Annotated in this window: 15 protein-coding genes; 11 read left to right on the top strand and 4 right to left on the bottom strand. The window is 64.0% G+C overall.

The window, feature by feature from the left end:
* Positions 1-144: 144 nt before the first annotated feature.
* The 11 genes from aroQ to KU43P_RS02960 all read left to right on the top strand — a co-directional run bounded on the left by aroQ (position 145) and on the right by KU43P_RS02960 (position 13,260).
* Positions 145-597: a type II 3-dehydroquinate dehydratase gene (gene aroQ / locus KU43P_RS03010; RefSeq protein WP_008093086.1), complete on the top strand. Its 453-nt coding sequence runs from the start codon at positions 145-147 to the stop codon at positions 595-597.
* Between the two features lie 100 nt (positions 598-697).
* Positions 698-1,159, top strand: a complete 462-nt coding sequence (accB, locus tag KU43P_RS03005; RefSeq protein ID WP_317661014.1) for an acetyl-CoA carboxylase biotin carboxyl carrier protein — start codon at positions 698-700, stop codon at positions 1,157-1,159.
* Between the two features lie 17 nt (positions 1,160-1,176).
* Positions 1,177-2,532, top strand: a complete 1,356-nt coding sequence (gene accC / locus KU43P_RS03000; RefSeq protein WP_317661013.1) for an acetyl-CoA carboxylase biotin carboxylase subunit — start codon at positions 1,177-1,179, stop codon at positions 2,530-2,532.
* A 259-nt stretch (positions 2,533-2,791) separates the two neighbouring features.
* Entirely contained in the window at positions 2,792-3,670 is an 879-nt protein-coding gene (gene prmA, locus KU43P_RS02995) for a 50S ribosomal protein L11 methyltransferase (protein WP_317661012.1), read from the top strand.
* Positions 3,671-3,712: 42 nt separating this feature from the next.
* Entirely contained in the window at positions 3,713-5,038 is a 1,326-nt protein-coding gene (locus KU43P_RS02990) for a DUF3426 domain-containing protein (RefSeq protein WP_317661011.1), read from the top strand.
* Positions 5,039-5,234: 196 nt separating this feature from the next.
* The gene (gene dusB, locus KU43P_RS02985) at positions 5,235-6,248 is read left to right on the top strand and encodes a tRNA dihydrouridine synthase DusB (RefSeq protein ID WP_317661010.1); all 1,014 of its coding nucleotides are present in this window, start codon (positions 5,235-5,237) and stop codon (positions 6,246-6,248) included.
* The gene (gene fis / locus KU43P_RS02980) at positions 6,245-6,565 is read left to right on the top strand and encodes a DNA-binding transcriptional regulator Fis (RefSeq protein ID WP_008093076.1); all 321 of its coding nucleotides are present in this window, start codon (positions 6,245-6,247) and stop codon (positions 6,563-6,565) included. Before dusB ends, fis begins: the two co-directional genes overlap by 4 nt.
* 81 nt (positions 6,566-6,646) lie before the next feature.
* Complete coding sequence (gene purH / locus KU43P_RS02975; protein ID WP_317661009.1) at positions 6,647-8,254, top strand: bifunctional phosphoribosylaminoimidazolecarboxamide formyltransferase/IMP cyclohydrolase; 1,608 nt, start codon at positions 6,647-6,649, stop codon at positions 8,252-8,254.
* Positions 8,255-8,387: 133 nt separating this feature from the next.
* On the top strand, positions 8,388-9,683 hold the full coding sequence (purD, locus tag KU43P_RS02970; RefSeq protein ID WP_317661008.1) for a phosphoribosylamine--glycine ligase: 1,296 nt from the start codon (positions 8,388-8,390) through the stop codon (positions 9,681-9,683).
* Positions 9,684-9,818: 135 nt separating this feature from the next.
* On the top strand, positions 9,819-12,593 hold the full coding sequence (locus tag KU43P_RS02965) for a hybrid sensor histidine kinase/response regulator (RefSeq protein ID WP_317661007.1): 2,775 nt from the start codon (positions 9,819-9,821) through the stop codon (positions 12,591-12,593).
* 70 nt (positions 12,594-12,663) lie between these two features.
* Positions 12,664-13,260, top strand: a complete 597-nt coding sequence (locus KU43P_RS02960) for a MarC family protein (RefSeq protein WP_317661006.1) — start codon at positions 12,664-12,666, stop codon at positions 13,258-13,260.
* 80 nt (positions 13,261-13,340) lie between these two features.
* Here KU43P_RS02960 and cobJ read toward each other — a convergent pair whose 3' ends face one another.
* From cobJ to cobG, 4 genes are read right to left on the bottom strand one after another with little or no spacing between them, the layout of a single operon-like run.
* A complete protein-coding gene (gene cobJ, locus KU43P_RS02955) occupies positions 13,341-15,032 on the bottom strand; it encodes a precorrin-3B C(17)-methyltransferase (protein WP_317663711.1) in 1,692 nt (563 codons plus the stop codon).
* A gap of 2 nt (positions 15,033-15,034) precedes the next feature.
* A complete protein-coding gene (locus KU43P_RS02950; RefSeq protein ID WP_317661005.1) occupies positions 15,035-15,769 on the bottom strand; it encodes a precorrin-2 C(20)-methyltransferase in 735 nt (244 codons plus the stop codon).
* The gene (locus KU43P_RS02945) at positions 15,766-16,392 is read right to left on the bottom strand and encodes a precorrin-8X methylmutase (RefSeq protein ID WP_317661004.1); all 627 of its coding nucleotides are present in this window, start codon (positions 16,390-16,392) and stop codon (positions 15,766-15,768) included. Before KU43P_RS02945 ends, KU43P_RS02950 begins: the two co-directional genes overlap by 4 nt.
* On the bottom strand, positions 16,385-17,713 hold the full coding sequence (gene cobG / locus KU43P_RS02940) for a precorrin-3B synthase (protein WP_317661003.1): 1,329 nt from the start codon (positions 17,711-17,713) through the stop codon (positions 16,385-16,387). Before cobG ends, KU43P_RS02945 begins: the two co-directional genes overlap by 8 nt.
* Between the last annotated feature and the right edge of the window lie 76 nt (positions 17,714-17,789).

Raw genomic sequence — 17,789 nt, 5'->3', positions numbered from 1 at the left:
ACCAGATTTAATTATTTGGTCACATATTTCGCGCGAATCTCGGACATCGTGCTGGCTATTGCCGGGAACTGGACACTTGCCGTCGCTTTACGGCACACTCGCCGCGCTGTGTCGAATTGCCCTACAAATCCAAGGAATCAGCAGATGGCAACCCTACTGGTGCTTCACGGCCCCAACCTGAACCTGCTCGGTACTCGCGAACCGGGCCACTACGGCGCCGTGACCCTGGCCCAGATCAACCAGGACCTGGAGCAGCGCGCCCGCGCCGCTGGCCATCATCTGCAGTACCTGCAGAGCAATGCCGAGTACGAACTGATCGACCGTATTCACGCCGCACGCAACGAGGGTGTGGACTTCATCCTGATCAATCCGGCTGCTTTCACCCACACAAGCGTCGCATTACGTGACGCATTGCTCGCGGTGAGCATCCCATTCATCGAAGTGCACCTGTCCAACGTGCACAAACGCGAACCGTTCCGTCACCACTCCTACTTCTCCGATGTCGCCGTAGGAGTGATCTGCGGTCTGGGCGCCAGCGGTTATCGCCTGGCCCTGGAGTCCGCGCTGGAACAACTGGCTGCCAACGCACAGCCCTGATGATTGAGACCCTGGCCTTTGTGGGCCGGGGTTCGAGAGAAACGTTCAGATACGTTTTTAAATTACGCCCCCTGACCGAACCTTTGGGAGTTGATGATTAATGGATATCCGTAAAGTCAAGAAACTGATCGAGCTGCTGGAAGAGTCTGGCATCGACGAGCTGGAGATCAAGGAAGGCGAAGAGTCGGTCCGTATCAGCCGTCACAGCAAGACCCCAGCTGCCCAGCAGTACTTCGCACCTGCTCCGATGGCTGCCGCTCCTGCTGCCGCCCCGGTCGCTGCCGCTGCCGCCCCGGCCGCCGAAGCCGCCGCTGCTCCAGCCCTGCGTGGCACCGTGATCAAGTCGCCAATGGTCGGTACCTTCTACCGCAAGCCTGCGCCGACCTCGCCGAACTTCGCTGAAGTTGGCCAGACCATCAAGGCAGGCCAGGTGCTGTGCATCGTCGAAGCGATGAAGATGATGAACCACATCGAAGCCGATGTTGGCGGTGTCATCGACCAAATCCTGGTGGAAGACGGTCAGCCGGTTGAGTTCGACCAGCCGCTGTTCACCATCGTTTGATTCGCGGAGAGCCAACGATGTCTGGGAAGCTGGAAAAAGTCCTGATCGCCAACCGTGGGGAAATTGCCCTGCGGATCCTGCGTGCCTGCAAAGAGCTGGGCATCAAGACCGTCGCCGTGCACTCCACGGCCGACCGCGAACTGATGCACCTGGGCCTGGCAGACGAGTCGGTCTGCATTGGTCCTGCTTCGTCCAAAGATTCGTACCTGCACATCCCGGCGATCATCGCCGCGGCTGAAGTGACAGGCGCTACCGCCATTCACCCCGGTTACGGCTTCCTGGCGGAAAACGCCGACTTCGCCGAACAGGTGGAGAAGTCCGGTTTCGCCTTCATCGGCCCGAAAGCCGACACCATTCGCCTGATGGGCGACAAGGTTTCGGCCAAGGACGCGATGATCAAGTCGGGCGTACCGACCGTACCGGGCTCCGATGGCCCGCTGCCGGAAGACGAAGAGGTCGCCCTGGCGATCGCCCGTGACGTCGGCTACCCGGTGATCATCAAGGCCGCCGGTGGCGGTGGTGGTCGCGGTATGCGCGTGGTGCACAAGGAAGAGGACCTGATCGCCTCGGCCAAGCTCACCCGCACCGAAGCCGGTGCTGCCTTCGGCAACCCGATGGTCTACCTGGAGAAGTTCCTGACCAACCCACGTCACGTGGAAGTTCAGGTGCTGTCCGACGGCCAAGGCAACGCCATCCACCTGGGCGACCGCGACTGCTCGCTGCAGCGCCGTCACCAGAAAGTACTGGAAGAAGCACCTGCCCCGGGCATCGACGAGAAGGCCCGCCAGGAAGTCTTCAAGCGTTGCGTCGATGCGTGCGTCGAGATCGGCTACCGCGGTGCCGGCACCTTCGAGTTCCTGTACGAGAACGGCCGTTTCTACTTCATCGAGATGAACACCCGTGTGCAGGTTGAGCACCCGGTGTCGGAAATGGTCACCGGTATCGACATCGTCAAGGAGATGCTCAGCATCGCCGCTGGCAACAAGCTGTCGATCCGCCAGGAAGACGTGGTCATCCGTGGCCATTCGCTGGAGTGCCGTATCAACGCCGAAGACCCGAAGAAGTTTATCCCGAGCCCAGGCAAGGTGAAGCACTTCCACGCGCCAGGCGGCAACGGCGTTCGCGTCGATTCGCACCTGTACAGCGGCTACTCGGTTCCGCCGAACTACGACTCGCTGATCGGCAAGCTGATCACCTACGGCAAGGACCGCGACGAAGCCATGGCGCGCATGCGCAATGCCCTGGACGAGATCGTCGTCGACGGCATCAAGACCAACATCCCGCTGCACCGCGACCTGGTGCGTGATGAAGGCTTCTGCAAAGGCGGCGTCAACATCCACTACCTCGAGCACAAACTGGCTAGCCAGGAGTGATCGCGTTAGCGTGATGCATGAAAACCCCGGCCCTGTGCCGGGGTTTTTTATGGCCTGCCAGGGCCTCATCGCCGGCAAGCCGGCTCCCACAAGTGGCCCATCGCTTTCAAGGTCGGTGCAATACCTGTGGAAGCCTGCTTGCCGGCGATTGGGCTGCAAAGCAGCCCCCTCAATTCATGCACAAACCCCCGCACTCGCGTAAACTGCCAGCCTTCGCGCAGCCTCGGGCTGCCCCTGTCGATTTACAAAGGTGCCCGCCATGCCCTGGCTGCAAGTACGCCTGGCCATCAGCCCGGAACAAGCCGAAACCTACGAAGACGCCCTGCTCGAAGTCGGCGCCGTCTCGGTCACGTTCATGGACGCCGAAGATCAGCCGATCTTCGAGCCTGACCTCAATACCACTCCGCTGTGGTCGCACACGCACCTGCTGGCGCTGTTCGAAGCCGACGCCGAGCCTGACGCCGTGTTCGCCCACCTGCGCCTGCTGACCGGCGCCGAGCTGCCGGAACACCAGGCCGAAGTGATCGAGGATCAGGACTGGGAACGCAGCTGGATGGACAACTTCCAGCCGATGCGCTTCGGCCAGCGCCTGTGGATCGTGCCGAGCTGGCACGAAGCGCCGGAAAAGGACGCGGTCAACCTGCTGCTCGACCCTGGCCTGGCCTTCGGTACCGGCACACACCCGACCACCGCGCTGTGCCTGGAATGGCTCGACGGCCAACAGTTGCAAGGCACCCAGGTGCTCGATTTCGGCTGCGGTTCGGGCATTCTGGCCATCGCCTCGCTGCTGCTCGGCGCCCGTGAAGCGGTCGGTACCGACATCGACGTGCAGGCCCTGGAAGCCTCGCGCGACAACGCCCAGCGCAACGGCATCGCCGATGACGCGTTCGCCCTGTACCTGCCCGAGCACATGCCGGCGATGCAGGCCGACGTGCTGGTCGCCAACATCCTCGCCGGCCCGCTGGTTTCCCTGGCGCCGCAACTGTCCGGTCTGGTTCGCCCGGGTGGCCTGCTGGCGCTGTCGGGCATCCTCGCCGAACAGGGTGAGGAAGTGGCTGCAGCCTACGCCGCCGACTTCGAGCTGGACCCGATCGTCGTGCGCGACGGCTGGGTGCGCATCAGTGGTCGCCGCCGCTAAGCGGGCCTAGAATTAACCTCTGCACAGCTCCCGGATCGCCGCATGACCGACAGTTTCGTCACCCAGTGCCCGCATTGCCAGACCAGCTTTCGCGTCACTCATCACCAGCTGAGCGTAGCGCGCGGCGTGGTGCGCTGCGGCCACTGCCTGCAGGTGTTCAATGCGGCCAAGCAGCTGCTGGAGCAGAACCGTGCACAACCGGCGGCCGAGGCCGCTGCGGTGGCACCAGCCCCCGTTGTCGAGCCCATCGTGGCGCCCGAGCCTGCACCTGTTACGCGCCCGCCGGTCGAACCAGAGGACTGGGCGGCGACCGCGCAAGCCCTGGACGAGCTGGACCTGGACCAGGAGCTGGCTCGCCTGGAGCGTCGCGGCAAGCCTGCCGAGCCTGGCCCCGCTGCAACTTCCGGGGCCTTGCAGGCGCGCCGTGACGAGCCTGCCATCGATGATCATGATGACCAGCTGTTCGGCACCGCTACCGGCGATCGCGCAGAGCCGCAAACGCTTGATGAGCCCGCCCCTGTGCTGCTGGAGCAGGAACCACTGGACCTGGAGCCGGCCCCCGGAGATCGCACCGAGCCGACCCTGGGTACCAACCTTGGCCTCGACCTCGAAGACGAACGTGCCGAGCCGGTCGAAGCCGAGCGTTTCGACGAACCGCATGCGATCGATGAGGATGAAGTCATCCACGAAAAAGGCCTGAGCGCTCGTGATGACGACGAAGTGGATATCCATTTGTCGGCGCGCGATGACGACCCTGTCTCGCCGCTGCCGGGCGAGCGGCTGGAGCCCGCTTTCGCCGCCAAGGCCGAGCGCCCTTCGCGCAAGGAGCCGCTGGTCGATGTGGTGGATGACCCGCTGCAACTGGGCTGGGAAAAGCCCGAGGCCAACTGGGGCAAGCGCCTGCTGTGGGGCTTTCTGACCCTGCTCGCCGCAGGCCTGCTGGCCTTCCAGTACGTGTGGTTCCATTTCGACGAAATGGCCCGCCAGGACCAGTACCGGCCGATCTTCCAGCAATTGTGCCCAGTGCTCGGCTGCCAGGTGCCGAGCCGCGTCGACATCGGCCGGATCAAGAGCAGCAACCTGGTGGTGCGCAGCCACCCGGACTTCAAGGGTGCACTGATCGTCGACGCGATCATCTACAACCGCGCTCCGTTCGCCCAGCCGTTCCCGCTGCTGGAACTGCGATTCGCCGACCTCAACGGCCAGCTGATCGCCAGCCGTCGCTTCAAACCCAGCGAGTACCTCTCCGGCGAGCTGGCCGGCCGTGGCGAGATGCCAAGCCAGACGCCGATCCACATCGCCCTGGATATCCTCGACCCGGGCCCCAAGGCCGTGAACTACAGCCTCAGCTTCCGCTCCCCCGAGTAACCCGGCACCTCAGGCCCTGCTCTGTGGGAGCCGGCTTGCCGGCGATGGCGCGGCAAAGGTGCCCGTTATCCGTTAAGGCATAAGCCGACAACTGTTCAGAATTTATCCAAATCCATCTTTATCCGGTCACCGAGAGCGGGTATCATGCCAACCCTTTTTCGACTCCAATGATTCGGCCCCACAACAGGGAACACCTATGTCGGCGGTACGCATCGGCCCATACACACTACGCAACAACCTGATCCTCGCGCCCATGGCCGGGGTCACGGACCAGCCTTTCCGTACACTTTGCAAGCGCCTGGGCGCAGGCATGGTGGTGTCGGAAATGGTCAGCAGCGACATGAGCCTGTGGAACAGCCGCAAGTCGAGCCTGCGCCGCATCCACGAAGGTGATCCCGAGCCCCGCTCGGTACAGATCGCCGGTGGCGACGCGCAGATGATGGCAGCGGCGGCACGGGCCAACGTCGAAGCGGGTGCTCAGATCATCGATATCAACATGGGCTGCCCGGCAAAAAAAGTCTGCAACAAAGCCGCAGGCTCTGCTTTATTGAGAGATGAAGCTTTGGTCAGCGAGATCCTCCACGCCGTGGTTGGCGCGGTGGACGTCCCGGTGACCCTGAAGATTCGCACCGGCTGGGACCGGGCGAACAAGAACGGCCTGAACGTGGCGAAGATCGCCGAACAGGCCGGCATCCAGGCGCTGGCGGTGCATGGCCGCACACGCGCCGACCTGTACACCGGCGAAGCCGAATACGACACCATCGCTGCCATCAAGCAAGCGGTGTCTATCCCGGTTTTTGCCAATGGCGATATCACTTCGCCAGAAAAGGCCCGGGCGGTGCTGGACGCCACCGGGGTCGACGGTCTGCTGATCGGCCGGGCTGCCCAAGGGCGTCCCTGGATCTTTCGCGAGATCGCGCATTACCTGGCGACCGGCGAGCATTTGCCAGCCGCCAAGCTGGACGAAGTGGAACGTATCCTGCTGGAGCATCTGGCCGCGCTGCACGCCTTCTATGGTGATGTGATGGGCGTTCGTATCGCCCGCAAGCACGTTGGCTGGTACCTGGCAACACGACCCGGCGGCAAGGAGTTTCGCTCCCGGTTCAACGCTTTGGAAGACACACAAGCGCAGTGCGCCAACGTTCGCGAGTATTTCAGCGAACGTCGACAGAGCCTTGAGACAGAGGACGAACAAGGGGTGGCCGCATGACGATGATGACCGAGACATTAGTGAGTGGAACAACGCCCGTGAGCGACAACGCCAACCTCAAACAGCACCTCAACACGCCGAGCGAAGAGGGCCAGACCCTTCGCGACAGCGTCGAGAAGGCGCTGCACAACTACTTCGCACACCTGGAAGGCGCTACCGTCACTGACGTGTACAACCTGGTGCTCTCCGAAGTCGAGGCGCCCCTGCTCGAAAGCGTGATGAATTACGTCAAGGGCAACCAGACCAAGGCCAGCGAGATGCTCGGACTCAACCGAGGTACCCTGCGCAAGAAGCTCAAGCAGTACGACTTGTTGTAAGCCAGAATCCCAATCAGAAAAGGCGGCTCCCTGAACAGAGGCGCCTTTTTTGCTGACTCCACCGCGTTATTGGAATCCGAAATGACCGACCAGACTACCCGCCTGCCAGTCCGCCGCGCCCTGATCAGCGTCTCCGACAAGACCGGTATCCTCGAATTCGCTCGTGAGCTGCAACAGCTCGGTGTCGAGATCCTGTCCACCGGCGGCACCTACAAGCTGCTCAAGGACAACGGCGTCAACGCGGTGGAAGTGGCCGACTACACTGGCTTCGCCGAAATGATGGATGGCCGGGTCAAGACCCTGCACCCGAAGATTCACGGCGGCATCCTGGGCCGTCGCGGTGTCGACGATGCCATCATGAACGAGCACGGCATCAAGCCGATCGACCTGGTCGCCGTCAACCTTTACCCGTTCGAAGCCACCATCGCCAAGCCTGGCTGTGACCTGCCGACCGCCATCGAGAACATCGACATCGGTGGCCCGACCATGGTCCGCTCGGCTGCCAAGAACCACAAGGACGTGGCCATCGTGGTCAATGCCAGCGACTACGCCAGCGTCCTCGAAGGCCTCAAGGCCGGTGGCCTGACCTACGCCCAGCGTTTCGACCTGATGCTCAAGGCGTTCGAGCACACCGCCGCCTACGACGGCATGATCGCCAACTACATGGGCACCATCGACCAGGCCAAGGACACCCTGTCCACCGAAGACCGCAGCGAATTCCCGCGCACCTTCAACAGCCAGTTCGTCAAGGCCCAGGAAATGCGCTACGGCGAGAACCCGCATCAGAGCGCGGCGTTCTACGTTGAAGCCAAGAAAGGCGAAGCCAGCGTTTCCACCGCCGTTCAGCTGCAGGGCAAGGAGCTGTCGTTCAACAACGTGGCCGACACCGACGCCGCGCTGGAGTGCGTGAAGAGCTTCGTCAAGCCGGCCTGCGTCATCGTCAAGCACGCCAACCCATGCGGCGTGGCCGTGGTACCTGAAGAAGAAGGCGGCATCCGCAAGGCCTACGACTTGGCCTACGCCACCGACACCGAGTCGGCGTTCGGCGGCATCATCGCCTTCAACCGCGAGCTGGACGGTGAAACCGCCAAGGCCATCGTCGACCGCCAGTTCGTCGAAGTGATCATCGCCCCGAAAATCTCCCAGGCTGCCCGCGACGTGGTGGCTGCCAAGCAGAACGTGCGTCTGCTGGAGTGCGGCGAGTGGCCAGCCGAGCGCGCTGCCGGTTGGGACTTCAAGCGCGTCAACGGTGGCCTGCTGGTGCAGAGCCGCGACAACGGCATGATCACTGCCGAAGACCTGAAGATCGTTACCAAGCGCGCGCCGACCGAGCAGGAGATCCACGACCTGGTATTCGCCTGGAAAGTGGCCAAGTTCGTCAAGTCCAACGCCATCGTCTACGCCAAGCAGCGCCAGACCATCGGCGTTGGCGCCGGCCAGATGAGCCGCGTCAACTCCGCTCGCATCGCGGCCATCAAGGCCGAGCATGCCGGCCTGCAGGTACAGGGTGCGGTCATGGCGTCGGATGCGTTCTTCCCGTTCCGTGACGGCATCGACAATGCGGCTAAAGTGGGTATCAGCGCCGTGATCCAGCCAGGTGGTTCGATGCGTGACGCTGAAGTCATCGCCGCTGCCGACGAAGCTGGCATTGCGATGGTTTTCACCGGAATGCGCCACTTCCGCCACTAATCAAGATGGCCGGGCGATCCTCGGCCTTGTAGGTGCGGATTTACCCGCGATTGCGATGCTGGATTCACCAGCGCAATCGCGGATAAATCCGCTGCTACAAGGCCGAGGATCGCCGCCAAACAGAGGTTTTGACATGAAAGTTTTGATCATCGGCAGCGGCGGCCGTGAGCACGCCCTGGCCTGGAAAGTCGCCCAAGACCCACGCGTCGAGAAAGTCTTCGTCGCCCCAGGCAACGCCGGCACCGCCATCGAAGCCAAGTGCGAGAACGTCGCCATCGACGTCACCGCTTTGGAGCAACTGGCCGACTTCGCCGAGAAGAACGTCGACCTGACCATCGTAGGCCCTGAAGCGCCGCTGGTCATCGGCGTCGTCGACCTGTTCCGCAGCCGCGGCCTGGACTGCTTCGGCCCAACCAAGGGCGCAGCCCAGCTCGAAGGCTCCAAGGCCTTTACCAAGGATTTCCTGGCGCGCCACAAGATCCCGACCGCCGACTACCAGAATTTCACCGAGATCGAGCCGGCCCTGGCCTACCTGAAGGAAAAGGGTGCGCCCATCGTGATCAAGGCCGATGGCCTGGCCGCAGGCAAGGGCGTGATCGTCGCCATGACCCTGCAGGAAGCCGAAGACGCCGTGCGTGACATGCTCGCGGGCAACGCCTTCGGTGACGCGGGCTCGCGCGTGGTAATCGAGGAGTTCCTCGACGGTGAGGAAGCCAGCTTCATCGTCATGGTCGACGGCCACAATGTGCTGCCGATGGCCACCAGCCAGGACCACAAGCGCGTTGGCGATCAGGACACCGGCCCGAACACTGGCGGCATGGGTGCCTACTCCCCTGCCCCGGTGGTCACCGCCGACGTGCACCAGCGCGTGATGGACCAGGTGATCTGGCCGACCGTGCGCGGCATGGCCGAAGAAGGCAACGTGTACACCGGCTTCCTGTATGCCGGCCTGATGATCGACAAGGCGGGCAACCCCAAGGTCATCGAGTTCAACTGCCGTTTCGGCGACCCTGAAACCCAACCGGTCATGCTGCGCCTGGAGTCGAGCTTGGTGCTGCTGATCGAAGCGGCGTTCGCCAAGGCCCTGGACAAAGTCGAAGCCCAGTGGGACCCGCGCCCGAGCCTGGGCGTGGTACTGGCAGCCGGTGGCTACCCAGGCGACTACGCCAAGGGCGATGTGATCAGCGGCCTGGACGCAGCAGCCAAGATCGAAGGCAAGGTGTTCCACGCCGGTACTTCGCTCAAGGACGGCCAAGTGGTCACCAACGGCGGCCGCGTGCTTTGCGCCACTGCCATGGGCGCCAGCGTTGCCGATGCCCAGCAGCAGGCCTACCGCCTGGCCAAGGAAGTGTCGTGGAACGGTAGCTTCTACCGTACCGACATCGGCTACCGGGCCATCGCCCGCGAGCGCGGTGAACACCAGCAGTAATCTTCACCGAATTGCCGCAGCGCCTTGCGCGTGCGGCATTCGGCTCGTCGACAGGGCCCCGATGGGGCCTTGCCTTCGACTTGGCGCGCCGCGCATAGTTAATACCCGGCACATCGGCTAGGAAGGGATCTCGTAGTGCGTCGGCTTCGGATTGCCACAGCTCTGATCGTCAGCTTGCTGACCCTGCTCTGCCTGCTCCCGGCTTCGGCCGAGCAAGGCGGTGGCTGGTCCGTTCTGCTCGATGAACAGGCCAACCTGCAGTTGAGCGATGTTCGCTCCGATCGCTATCGCAGCCAGTTCAGCCCGACCACCCTGGGCGAGCTCGATGCGGCCCCCGCCGAACAGGCCCTGTGGCTGCATTATCACCTGGACCCGGGTGACAAGGAGCAACTGCTGCGGGTATTCGCTCCCGACCTCTCCCACCTTGACCTGTACGCCCTCGATGGCGACAAGCTGTTGCGCCAGCTTCGCCATGGCCGCCAGGCCGGCAACGCCAGCCCGACCCTGCGCGGCAGCGACCATGTATTGCCGCTGCCCATCAGTACGCACCCCCTGGACATCTACCTGCGCCTGGTCTCCGAGCACCAACTGCGCCCGGCCATCAGCCTGGAGCCTGCGGCCGAGGCTGCCTCCGACCATAGCCTGCCATTGCTGTTCGGCATGCTTTTCGGCGGTTTGGTGATGCTGATCCTGCACAACCTGATCCGCTTCCTCTACACCCGCTCCACCACCACCCTGGTTCTTGCCCTGTACCACGGCCTGATGCTGCTCAGTGGCCTGATCCTGCTCAACCTCAGCGGCCCCTGGTGGCACTTGTGGCACAGCGCGCAAACCCCGGCCGCCTACCTGACCCTGGTACTGGCGGGCTTGTCGGGGCTGTATTTCACCCAGCACTTCTTTGCGCCCTGCCATTCGCTGCGGCTCAACCGCCTGCTGCAAGGCGAGATGCTGATCACCGCAGTCAGCGGGTTGATCCTGCTGTTCGTCGACACCCTGCCACTCAACCTGATGACCTACGCCCTGCTGGCCCTGGGCAGCATGACCATGCTGCTGGTCAGCAGCTATCACTGGTACAAGGGCTACGGCCCGGCACGGCTGTTCAGCATCGCCATGCTGGTCTACAACCTCGGTGGGCTGGTGTTGCTGCCGGCACTCCTTGGCCTGACGCGCACTTCCACACCGTGGCTGCTGTGCATCCTCATGGGGCTGACGGTGGTTTGCGGGCTGTTGCTCAACCTGGCCGTCAGCGAGCGCTTGCGGCGCATGAGTGAAGAACGCTTCAGTGCCAGCCGTGCACTGGCCGCCAGTGATGCCGAAATCAATGCCAAGGCCGAGTTTCTGGCCAAGATCAGCCACGAGATCCGCACCCCCATGAACGGTGTGCTGGGCATGACCGAGCTGCTACTGGGCACCCCACTGTCGGTCAAGCAGCGCGACTACGTGCAAACCATCCACAGTGCCGGTAACGAACTGCTCACGCTGATCAACGAGATCCTCGACATCTCCAAGCTCGAATCGCGGCAGATCGAACTGGATGATGTGCAGTTCGACCTCAATGCTCTGATCGAAGATTGCCTGAACATCTTCCGGGCCAAGGCCGAACAGCAGAACATCGAGCTGATCAGCTTTACCCAGCCCCAGGTGCCGCGCGTGATCAGCGGCGACCCGACACGCCTGCGCCAGGCCCTGTCGAGCCTGCTGGAGAACGCGCTGAAGAACACCGACCAGGGCGAGATCCTGCTGGTGGTGGCGCTGGACCAGCGCGGCGAGGTTCCACGCCTGCGCATCGCCGTGCAGGACAGTGGCGAGCCGCTTCCTGCCGCCGAGCGCGAAGCCCTGCTGCAGGCCGAGCTGCACAGCCACCACTTCCTTTCCAGCAACAAGCTCGGCGGCCACCTGGGCCTGGTGATTGCCAAACAGCTCATTGGCCTCATGCAGGGCGAGTTCGGCATCAAGAGCAGCACCAGCATGGGTAATACCCTGTGGCTGACCCTGCCGCTCGACCCTTCGTGCCTGGAACAACCGCCGGCCGACCTGGATGGCCCGTTGCGCGATGCCAGGGTGCTGGTGGTGGACGACAACGACACCTGCCGCAAGGTGCTGGTGCAACAGTGCAGTGCCTGGGGCATGAACGTCAGCGCCGTGCCGTCTGGCAAGGAAGCCCTGGCCCTGTTGCGAACCAAGGCCCACCTGCGCGACTACTTCGACGCGGTGCTGCTGGACCAGAACATGCCCGGCATGACGGGTATGCAACTGGCGGCCAAGATCAAGGAAGACCCGAGCCTCAACCACGACATCCTGGTGGTGATGCTCACCGGTATCAGCAATGCGCCGAGCAAGGTTATCGCGCGCAACGCCGGGATCAAGCGCATCCTTGCCAAACCGGTCGCCGGCTATACCCTGAAAACCACCCTGGCCGAAGAGCTGGCCCAGCGCGGCCGCGAGCAGGCGGTACCGGCTACCGCGCAGAGCGGGCCCTCGGCACCGGAGCTGCCCGGTGATTTCCGTGTACTGGTGGCAGAAGACAACAGCATCTCGACCAAGGTGATCCGCGGCATGCTGGGCAAGCTGAACCTCGAACCGGACACCGCCAGCAACGGAGAAGAGGCCCTGCAGGCGATGAAGGCGCAGCGCTACGACCTGGTGCTGATGGATTGCGAAATGCCGATACTCGATGGTTTTTCCGCGACCCGGCAGCTTCGCGACTGGGAAGTGGCCAACCAGCGTCAGCGCACGCCCGTCGTGGCCCTGACTGCGCATATCCTCGCCGAGCACAAGGAGCGCGCACGCCTGGCCGGCATGGATGGGCACATGGCCAAGCCCGTCGAGCTGTCGCAACTGCGTGAGCTGATCCATTACTGGGCGAAACAACGGGAAGCAAAAGCTGATGATCCGCTGCACACCTCCTGAACTATAGTGGCTGCATCCACCGCCTCACGGGCAAGTCCCGCCCTCGGCGGCCCAGCCAGGAATCGCACTCATGCTCCATGAGTTGTTCAGTGTCTACCTCAAGATGCTCGTGCTCTACAGCCCGTTCTTCGTGCTGTCATGCTTCATCAGCCTGACCCGTGGCCACTCCAGCAAGGAGCGCAAGCAACTGGCCTGGAAGGTGGCCTTCGCTGCACTGGTCGCCAGTGTCCTGCTGTACCTGTTCGGACGGGCGATTTTCGGCATCTTCGGCATCACTGCCGACGCCTTTCGCATTGGCGCCGGCAGCGTGCTGTTCATCTCGGCCCTGAGCATGGCCCAGGGCAAGCCTGCCGTGCAGGCCGACAATGTGCAGCAGGATGTGACCATCGTGCCGTTGACCATCCCGCTCACGGTCGGCCCCGGCACCATCGGCGCACTACTGGTAATGGGAGTGGGCCAGCCGCATTGGGACGACAAGGCCCTGGCCATCGTCAGTATCGCCCTTGCCAGTTTCACTGTAGGGCTGGTGCTGTATCTCTCGCACGGCATCGAGCGGATACTCGGCGACCAGGGCCTGCAGATCGTCAGCCGGCTGATGGGGCTGTTCGTCTGCGCCCTTGCTGCGCAGATTATCTTTACCGGGATCAAGGGCTATCTGCTGCCCTGACCGGACAGCAAGGCGCGCGTGAAAAAACGGGGCCACGAGGCCCCGTTCCCTGTCAGCTGTGGCCCGTTGCGCTCAGAGCCTCAACCCGCGCTCGGGTACCAGCGCGGCGTATACACCCATTGGGTGCCATCGGCTTTTGGGAACTGGCAGGTCGTCGATGACCCCAGCAAGACCATGGTGCGCATGTCGACCATGTCTGGTACCAGCTCGGCCAGTGACACGACCTTGAGACTCTGCCCGGGCCTGCCGATATCTCGCCCGAGTACCACCGGCGTGCTGCCATTGCGGTGTTGTCGCACGATTTCGATGGCGCGCCCCAGTTGCCAAGGCCGCGACCGGGAAATCGGGTTGTAGAAGGCCAGGACGAGATCGGCCTGGGCCGCCAGGTCCAGACGCTGCTCGATGACCGACCAGGGCTTGAGGTTGTCCGACAGCGACATCACGCAGAAGTCATGCCCCAGCGGCGCACCTGCCTGGGCAGCGGTTGCCAGCGAGGCCGAAACCCCCGGCAAAATCTCGAGGTCGACGCGGTGCCAGGCAGGGTCGTCGGACGCGTGCAGTGCTTCGAGCACTGCGGCGGCCATGGCGAACACGCCGGGGTCGCCTGACGACACCACCACCACCGAACGGCCCGTGGCAGCCAGCTCGAAGGCGTGGCGCGCGCGCTGCATCTCTTCTCGGTTGTCGGTGCAATGCAATTGCTGATCATCGCGGAACGGGCCGGCCATGCGCACGTAGGTCTCATAGCCCAGCACATCTTCAGCGCGCGCCAGTTCCGCCTTGACCGCAGGCACCATCAATTCGGCGGCGCCCGGGCCAAGCCCGATCACTGCCAGGCGACCGCGTCGGCGACCGACTTGGGTCGCATCGACAGGTGCCGGCGCTACGGCAATGGCCACACCCGCCTGTTCGACCAATGCCGCGCCAGGCACGTACTCGGCCAGCAGGTCGGCCAGGCTGCCCGCCGCCGGAGCAAAGCGCAGGCCGACCCCAAGTGCCTCGGCCGCTTCATGCAAAGCGGGCTCGGCCATCAAGGTATCGATCGCCAGCAGGCAGGCCAGCGCCTGCTCCGCCAGGCCAGCCTCACGCAAGGCGCTGCGAACCCGCACGAGCAATCCGGGCCCAGCATCATCGACCGCCACCACCAGCGAGCGGCGGTGGATCAGCAACTCGTCACGGCTGGCTGGGCGCGCTTCACACCCCACGTGGATAGTGCGCTGCGCGCTGTCGCTGGCCGGCAACTGAACCTGCTGCAACCAGGGTGCATCGCCTTCTACACGCACCGCTTCACCCGCCAGCAGGTCGGAGACAAAACGCTTGCCCTGCTCGACATCCGCCAATGCATACCCCTCTGGAGGGTTCAGCAGGCAGGTACCAAAGCGCAGCTCACCGCTGGTAGTGATGGCCGCAGCCACACCCAGCGCCTCGCCCAACTCGCGGGCCATGACGTTGACGCCACTCAACCCCCCCAGCAACGGCACCACGGCACTGCCATCTTCGGCCACCGCCAGCACTGGCGGTTCTTCGCCCTTCTCACCGAGCAGGCTGGCCAGGCTGCGGATCACGATGCCCGCCGCGCACAGTGCCACGATCGGGGTACCTTGCTGGTAAAGCGCACGCAAGGTGTCGCCGAACGCCTCGTAGTACTGATCGGCGCCTTCGACCCGACCACTCAGGCCATGGATCGTCGCCGCTGGATAGCGCTGCTGAATACGTTGCGCCGTGGCCAGGCTGCCAGGGCCGAGCACAATGATTGCCGGGGCGGTATGCATGCTCATCCCTGCCATTTTTCACCCGGCACGATGATCAGCGAGAAATAAGGCGAGGATTGCGGGTCGACCTCGTCCAACGGGACGATCTTCTGGTTGGCCATGGTTGCACGTTCGACATACAGCGCTCGCCCATCCAGGCCCAGTTCGACCAGCACCTGGCGCACTTTGGGGAAGTTGCGGCCAAGCTTCATGATAACTGCCGCATCGGCATCGGCGAGGCGGCGCTTGAGCTCATCGGCAGGCAGCACACCCGACAATACCGACAGGCTCTGGTTGCGGTAGACCAGCGGAGCACCCAGTACCGAAGCACCGCCGAGCATCGAGCAGACCCCCGGAATCACCTCGGCCTCGAAGCGCTGTGCCAACCGGTCATGCAAGTACATGTAGGAACCGTAGAAGAACGGGTCGCCTTCGCAGATCACCGCCACATCGCGGCCAGCATCCAGGTGTTCGGCCACCTGGACGCTGGCTTCGTCGTAGAAGTCGCTGATCACCTGTTCGTAGGACAGCGGCGCCGGCAAGGCCTCGGTGGTCACCGGGTACACCAGCGGCAGCAGGGTCTGTTCGGCTTGCAGGTGCGCTTCGATGATGCCGAAGGCATTGCCACGCTTGCCCTTGGCCACGAAATAGGCCACGACCGGCGCCTCGCGCAGCAGGCGCAGGGCCTTCACGGTGATCAGCTCAGGGTCGCCAGGGCCCACGCCCAGGCCCAGCAGACGTCCGCGCGGTGCCATCATTCCACCTCCGTGGCAAGGGCGTTGACTGCGGCGGCAGCCATCGCACTGCCGCCCAGGCGGCCTTGCATGATCACGAACGGTACGCCACGGCTGTCGGCGGCAAGCATGGCCTTGGATTCGGCCGCGCCAACGAAACCGACCGGGAAGCCGAGAATCAGCGCCGGCTTGGGTGCGCCGGCATCGATCATTTCCAACAGGTAGAACAGCGCGGTCGGCGCATTACCGATAACCACCACGCTGCCCTCCAGGTGCGGACGCCACAACTCCAACGCCACGGCCGAGCGCGTGTTGCCAGCATCCTTGGCCAGGCCCGGGACGCTGGGGTCGCGTAGCGTGCAGATCACCTGATTATTTGCCGGCAGGCGCGCGCGGGTGATGCCCTCGGCGACCATGTGCGCATCGCACAGGATCGGTGCGCCGTTGGCCAGGGCTTCGCGCCCTGCGCGGCCAGCACCTTCGGAGAACTGCAGGCCGTCGATCGCCTCGACCATGCCACAGGCGTGAATCACCCGTACGGCAAGTTTCTCCAGGTCGGCGGGAATCCGCTCGAGCCGGGCTTCCTCACGGATGATCCGGAAGGAATTGCGATAGATCTCCTGACCATCGCGGATGTAGTCAATCATCAAGGTGCTCCGTCGGCAGGGCGAGCATGGCGCCTGCTTCATTCAAGGTGAGGTCGGTGGCGCGCAGGGCTCCGAAGCCCGGTTGGCGCGCGTCACGCAGATAGAGGTCGTAGCGGCCCGGCGAGCGGGCCAGCAATGTGGCAGGCGCGGTATGGGCCATGGCACAGGAGCGGCTGCAGCCCGACAGGTGCACGCTGGCAGGGGCGCCCATGGGCAGCAGGCCCGACAGCGCCAGCGCATCGGCCTTGGTCTCGCCGTGCGCCTTGGCGCAGCCGCTGGCGCCGGTACAGGCAACGATGCGCGCCAGTGGTTCGTGGTTGTGACACAGCAGGCCCAGGGCCGACAGCGTTCGCTGAGCCTGCTGGATACCGGCTGGATCGACGTTGGTCAGTACCAGGCTTTGCCATGGGCTCAAGCGCACGCTGCCGTCGCCCTGTTCACGGGCGACCTGGGCGATACCGCGCAGCATCGCGGGGTTGAACCTGCCAAGCGGTGGCGCCACGCCCAGGGCCATGCCCTGGTACTGGTCGAGAGCGCCGAGCCACGGGCTATCGGCCGGCGCACGACGCCAGCCGAGTAGCGCAGCGTCGCGGCGAATCTGCATGCCCAGGCCATCGATGAAATGCTCGGCGGAGCATGCTTCGAGCAACTGGCGCATGCGTACTTGTTCGGGCGTCGCGAGGTCGAGAAAGCGCTCAAGGACTGCACGCACCAGCGCCAGGCCCTGCGCCAGCGGCACAGCCCCGAGCGCGCGGCTAGACGGGCTACCGGCCAAGCCGAATGCCAGCCAGGTCTGTTGTTCAAGACGCAAGGCCGAGAGCCACAGGTCGTGAGGGTGTTCGAGCATCGCCAGGCGCTCGCCGCCATCCAGTTGCACGGCGAACTTGGCCGACAGCTGATGGAAGCGTGGCGTGCCTTGCAACAGGTCCAGAATCTGCCCGGCCAGAGGCCGCACATCCAGCAGCATCGCCGGGTCATGCCCGGCCAAGGGGCTGAGCATCAGGTTGCGCACATCGTCGCTGGCCGCTTCACGCGGGCCGAGGCCGGCGGCCAGCAAAGTCTCGATCAACCCCGCATGGTCACTGCCGATGCCGCGAATCTGCAGGTTGCCGCGGTTGGTCGCCTCGATCACCCCTGCGGCATAACGCTCGGCGGCACTCGCCACGGCCTCGGCCTGCTCGGCCAGCAGCAGGCCACCGGGCAGCTTGATGCGGCAGATGCCGCCGTCACGGGCACTGACGATGCGCCACAACCCCGGGCAGGCCGAGGGACGGGGCGAAACGGTGGGGGCATGGACCTGCTTCAAAGGGGCGTCCGGCAATCGCTGAAAATGCGCTTGAGTGTAGAAGGCGCGGTATTATGCCTGCTTTGTCCGGCGGCATGAAAAGCCGGTGGTC

Source organism: Pseudomonas sp. KU43P, assembly GCF_033095865.1.
Lineage (GTDB): Bacteria > Pseudomonadota > Gammaproteobacteria > Pseudomonadales > Pseudomonadaceae > Aquipseudomonas.
This window is presented reverse-complemented; position numbering and strand designations above follow the sequence as displayed.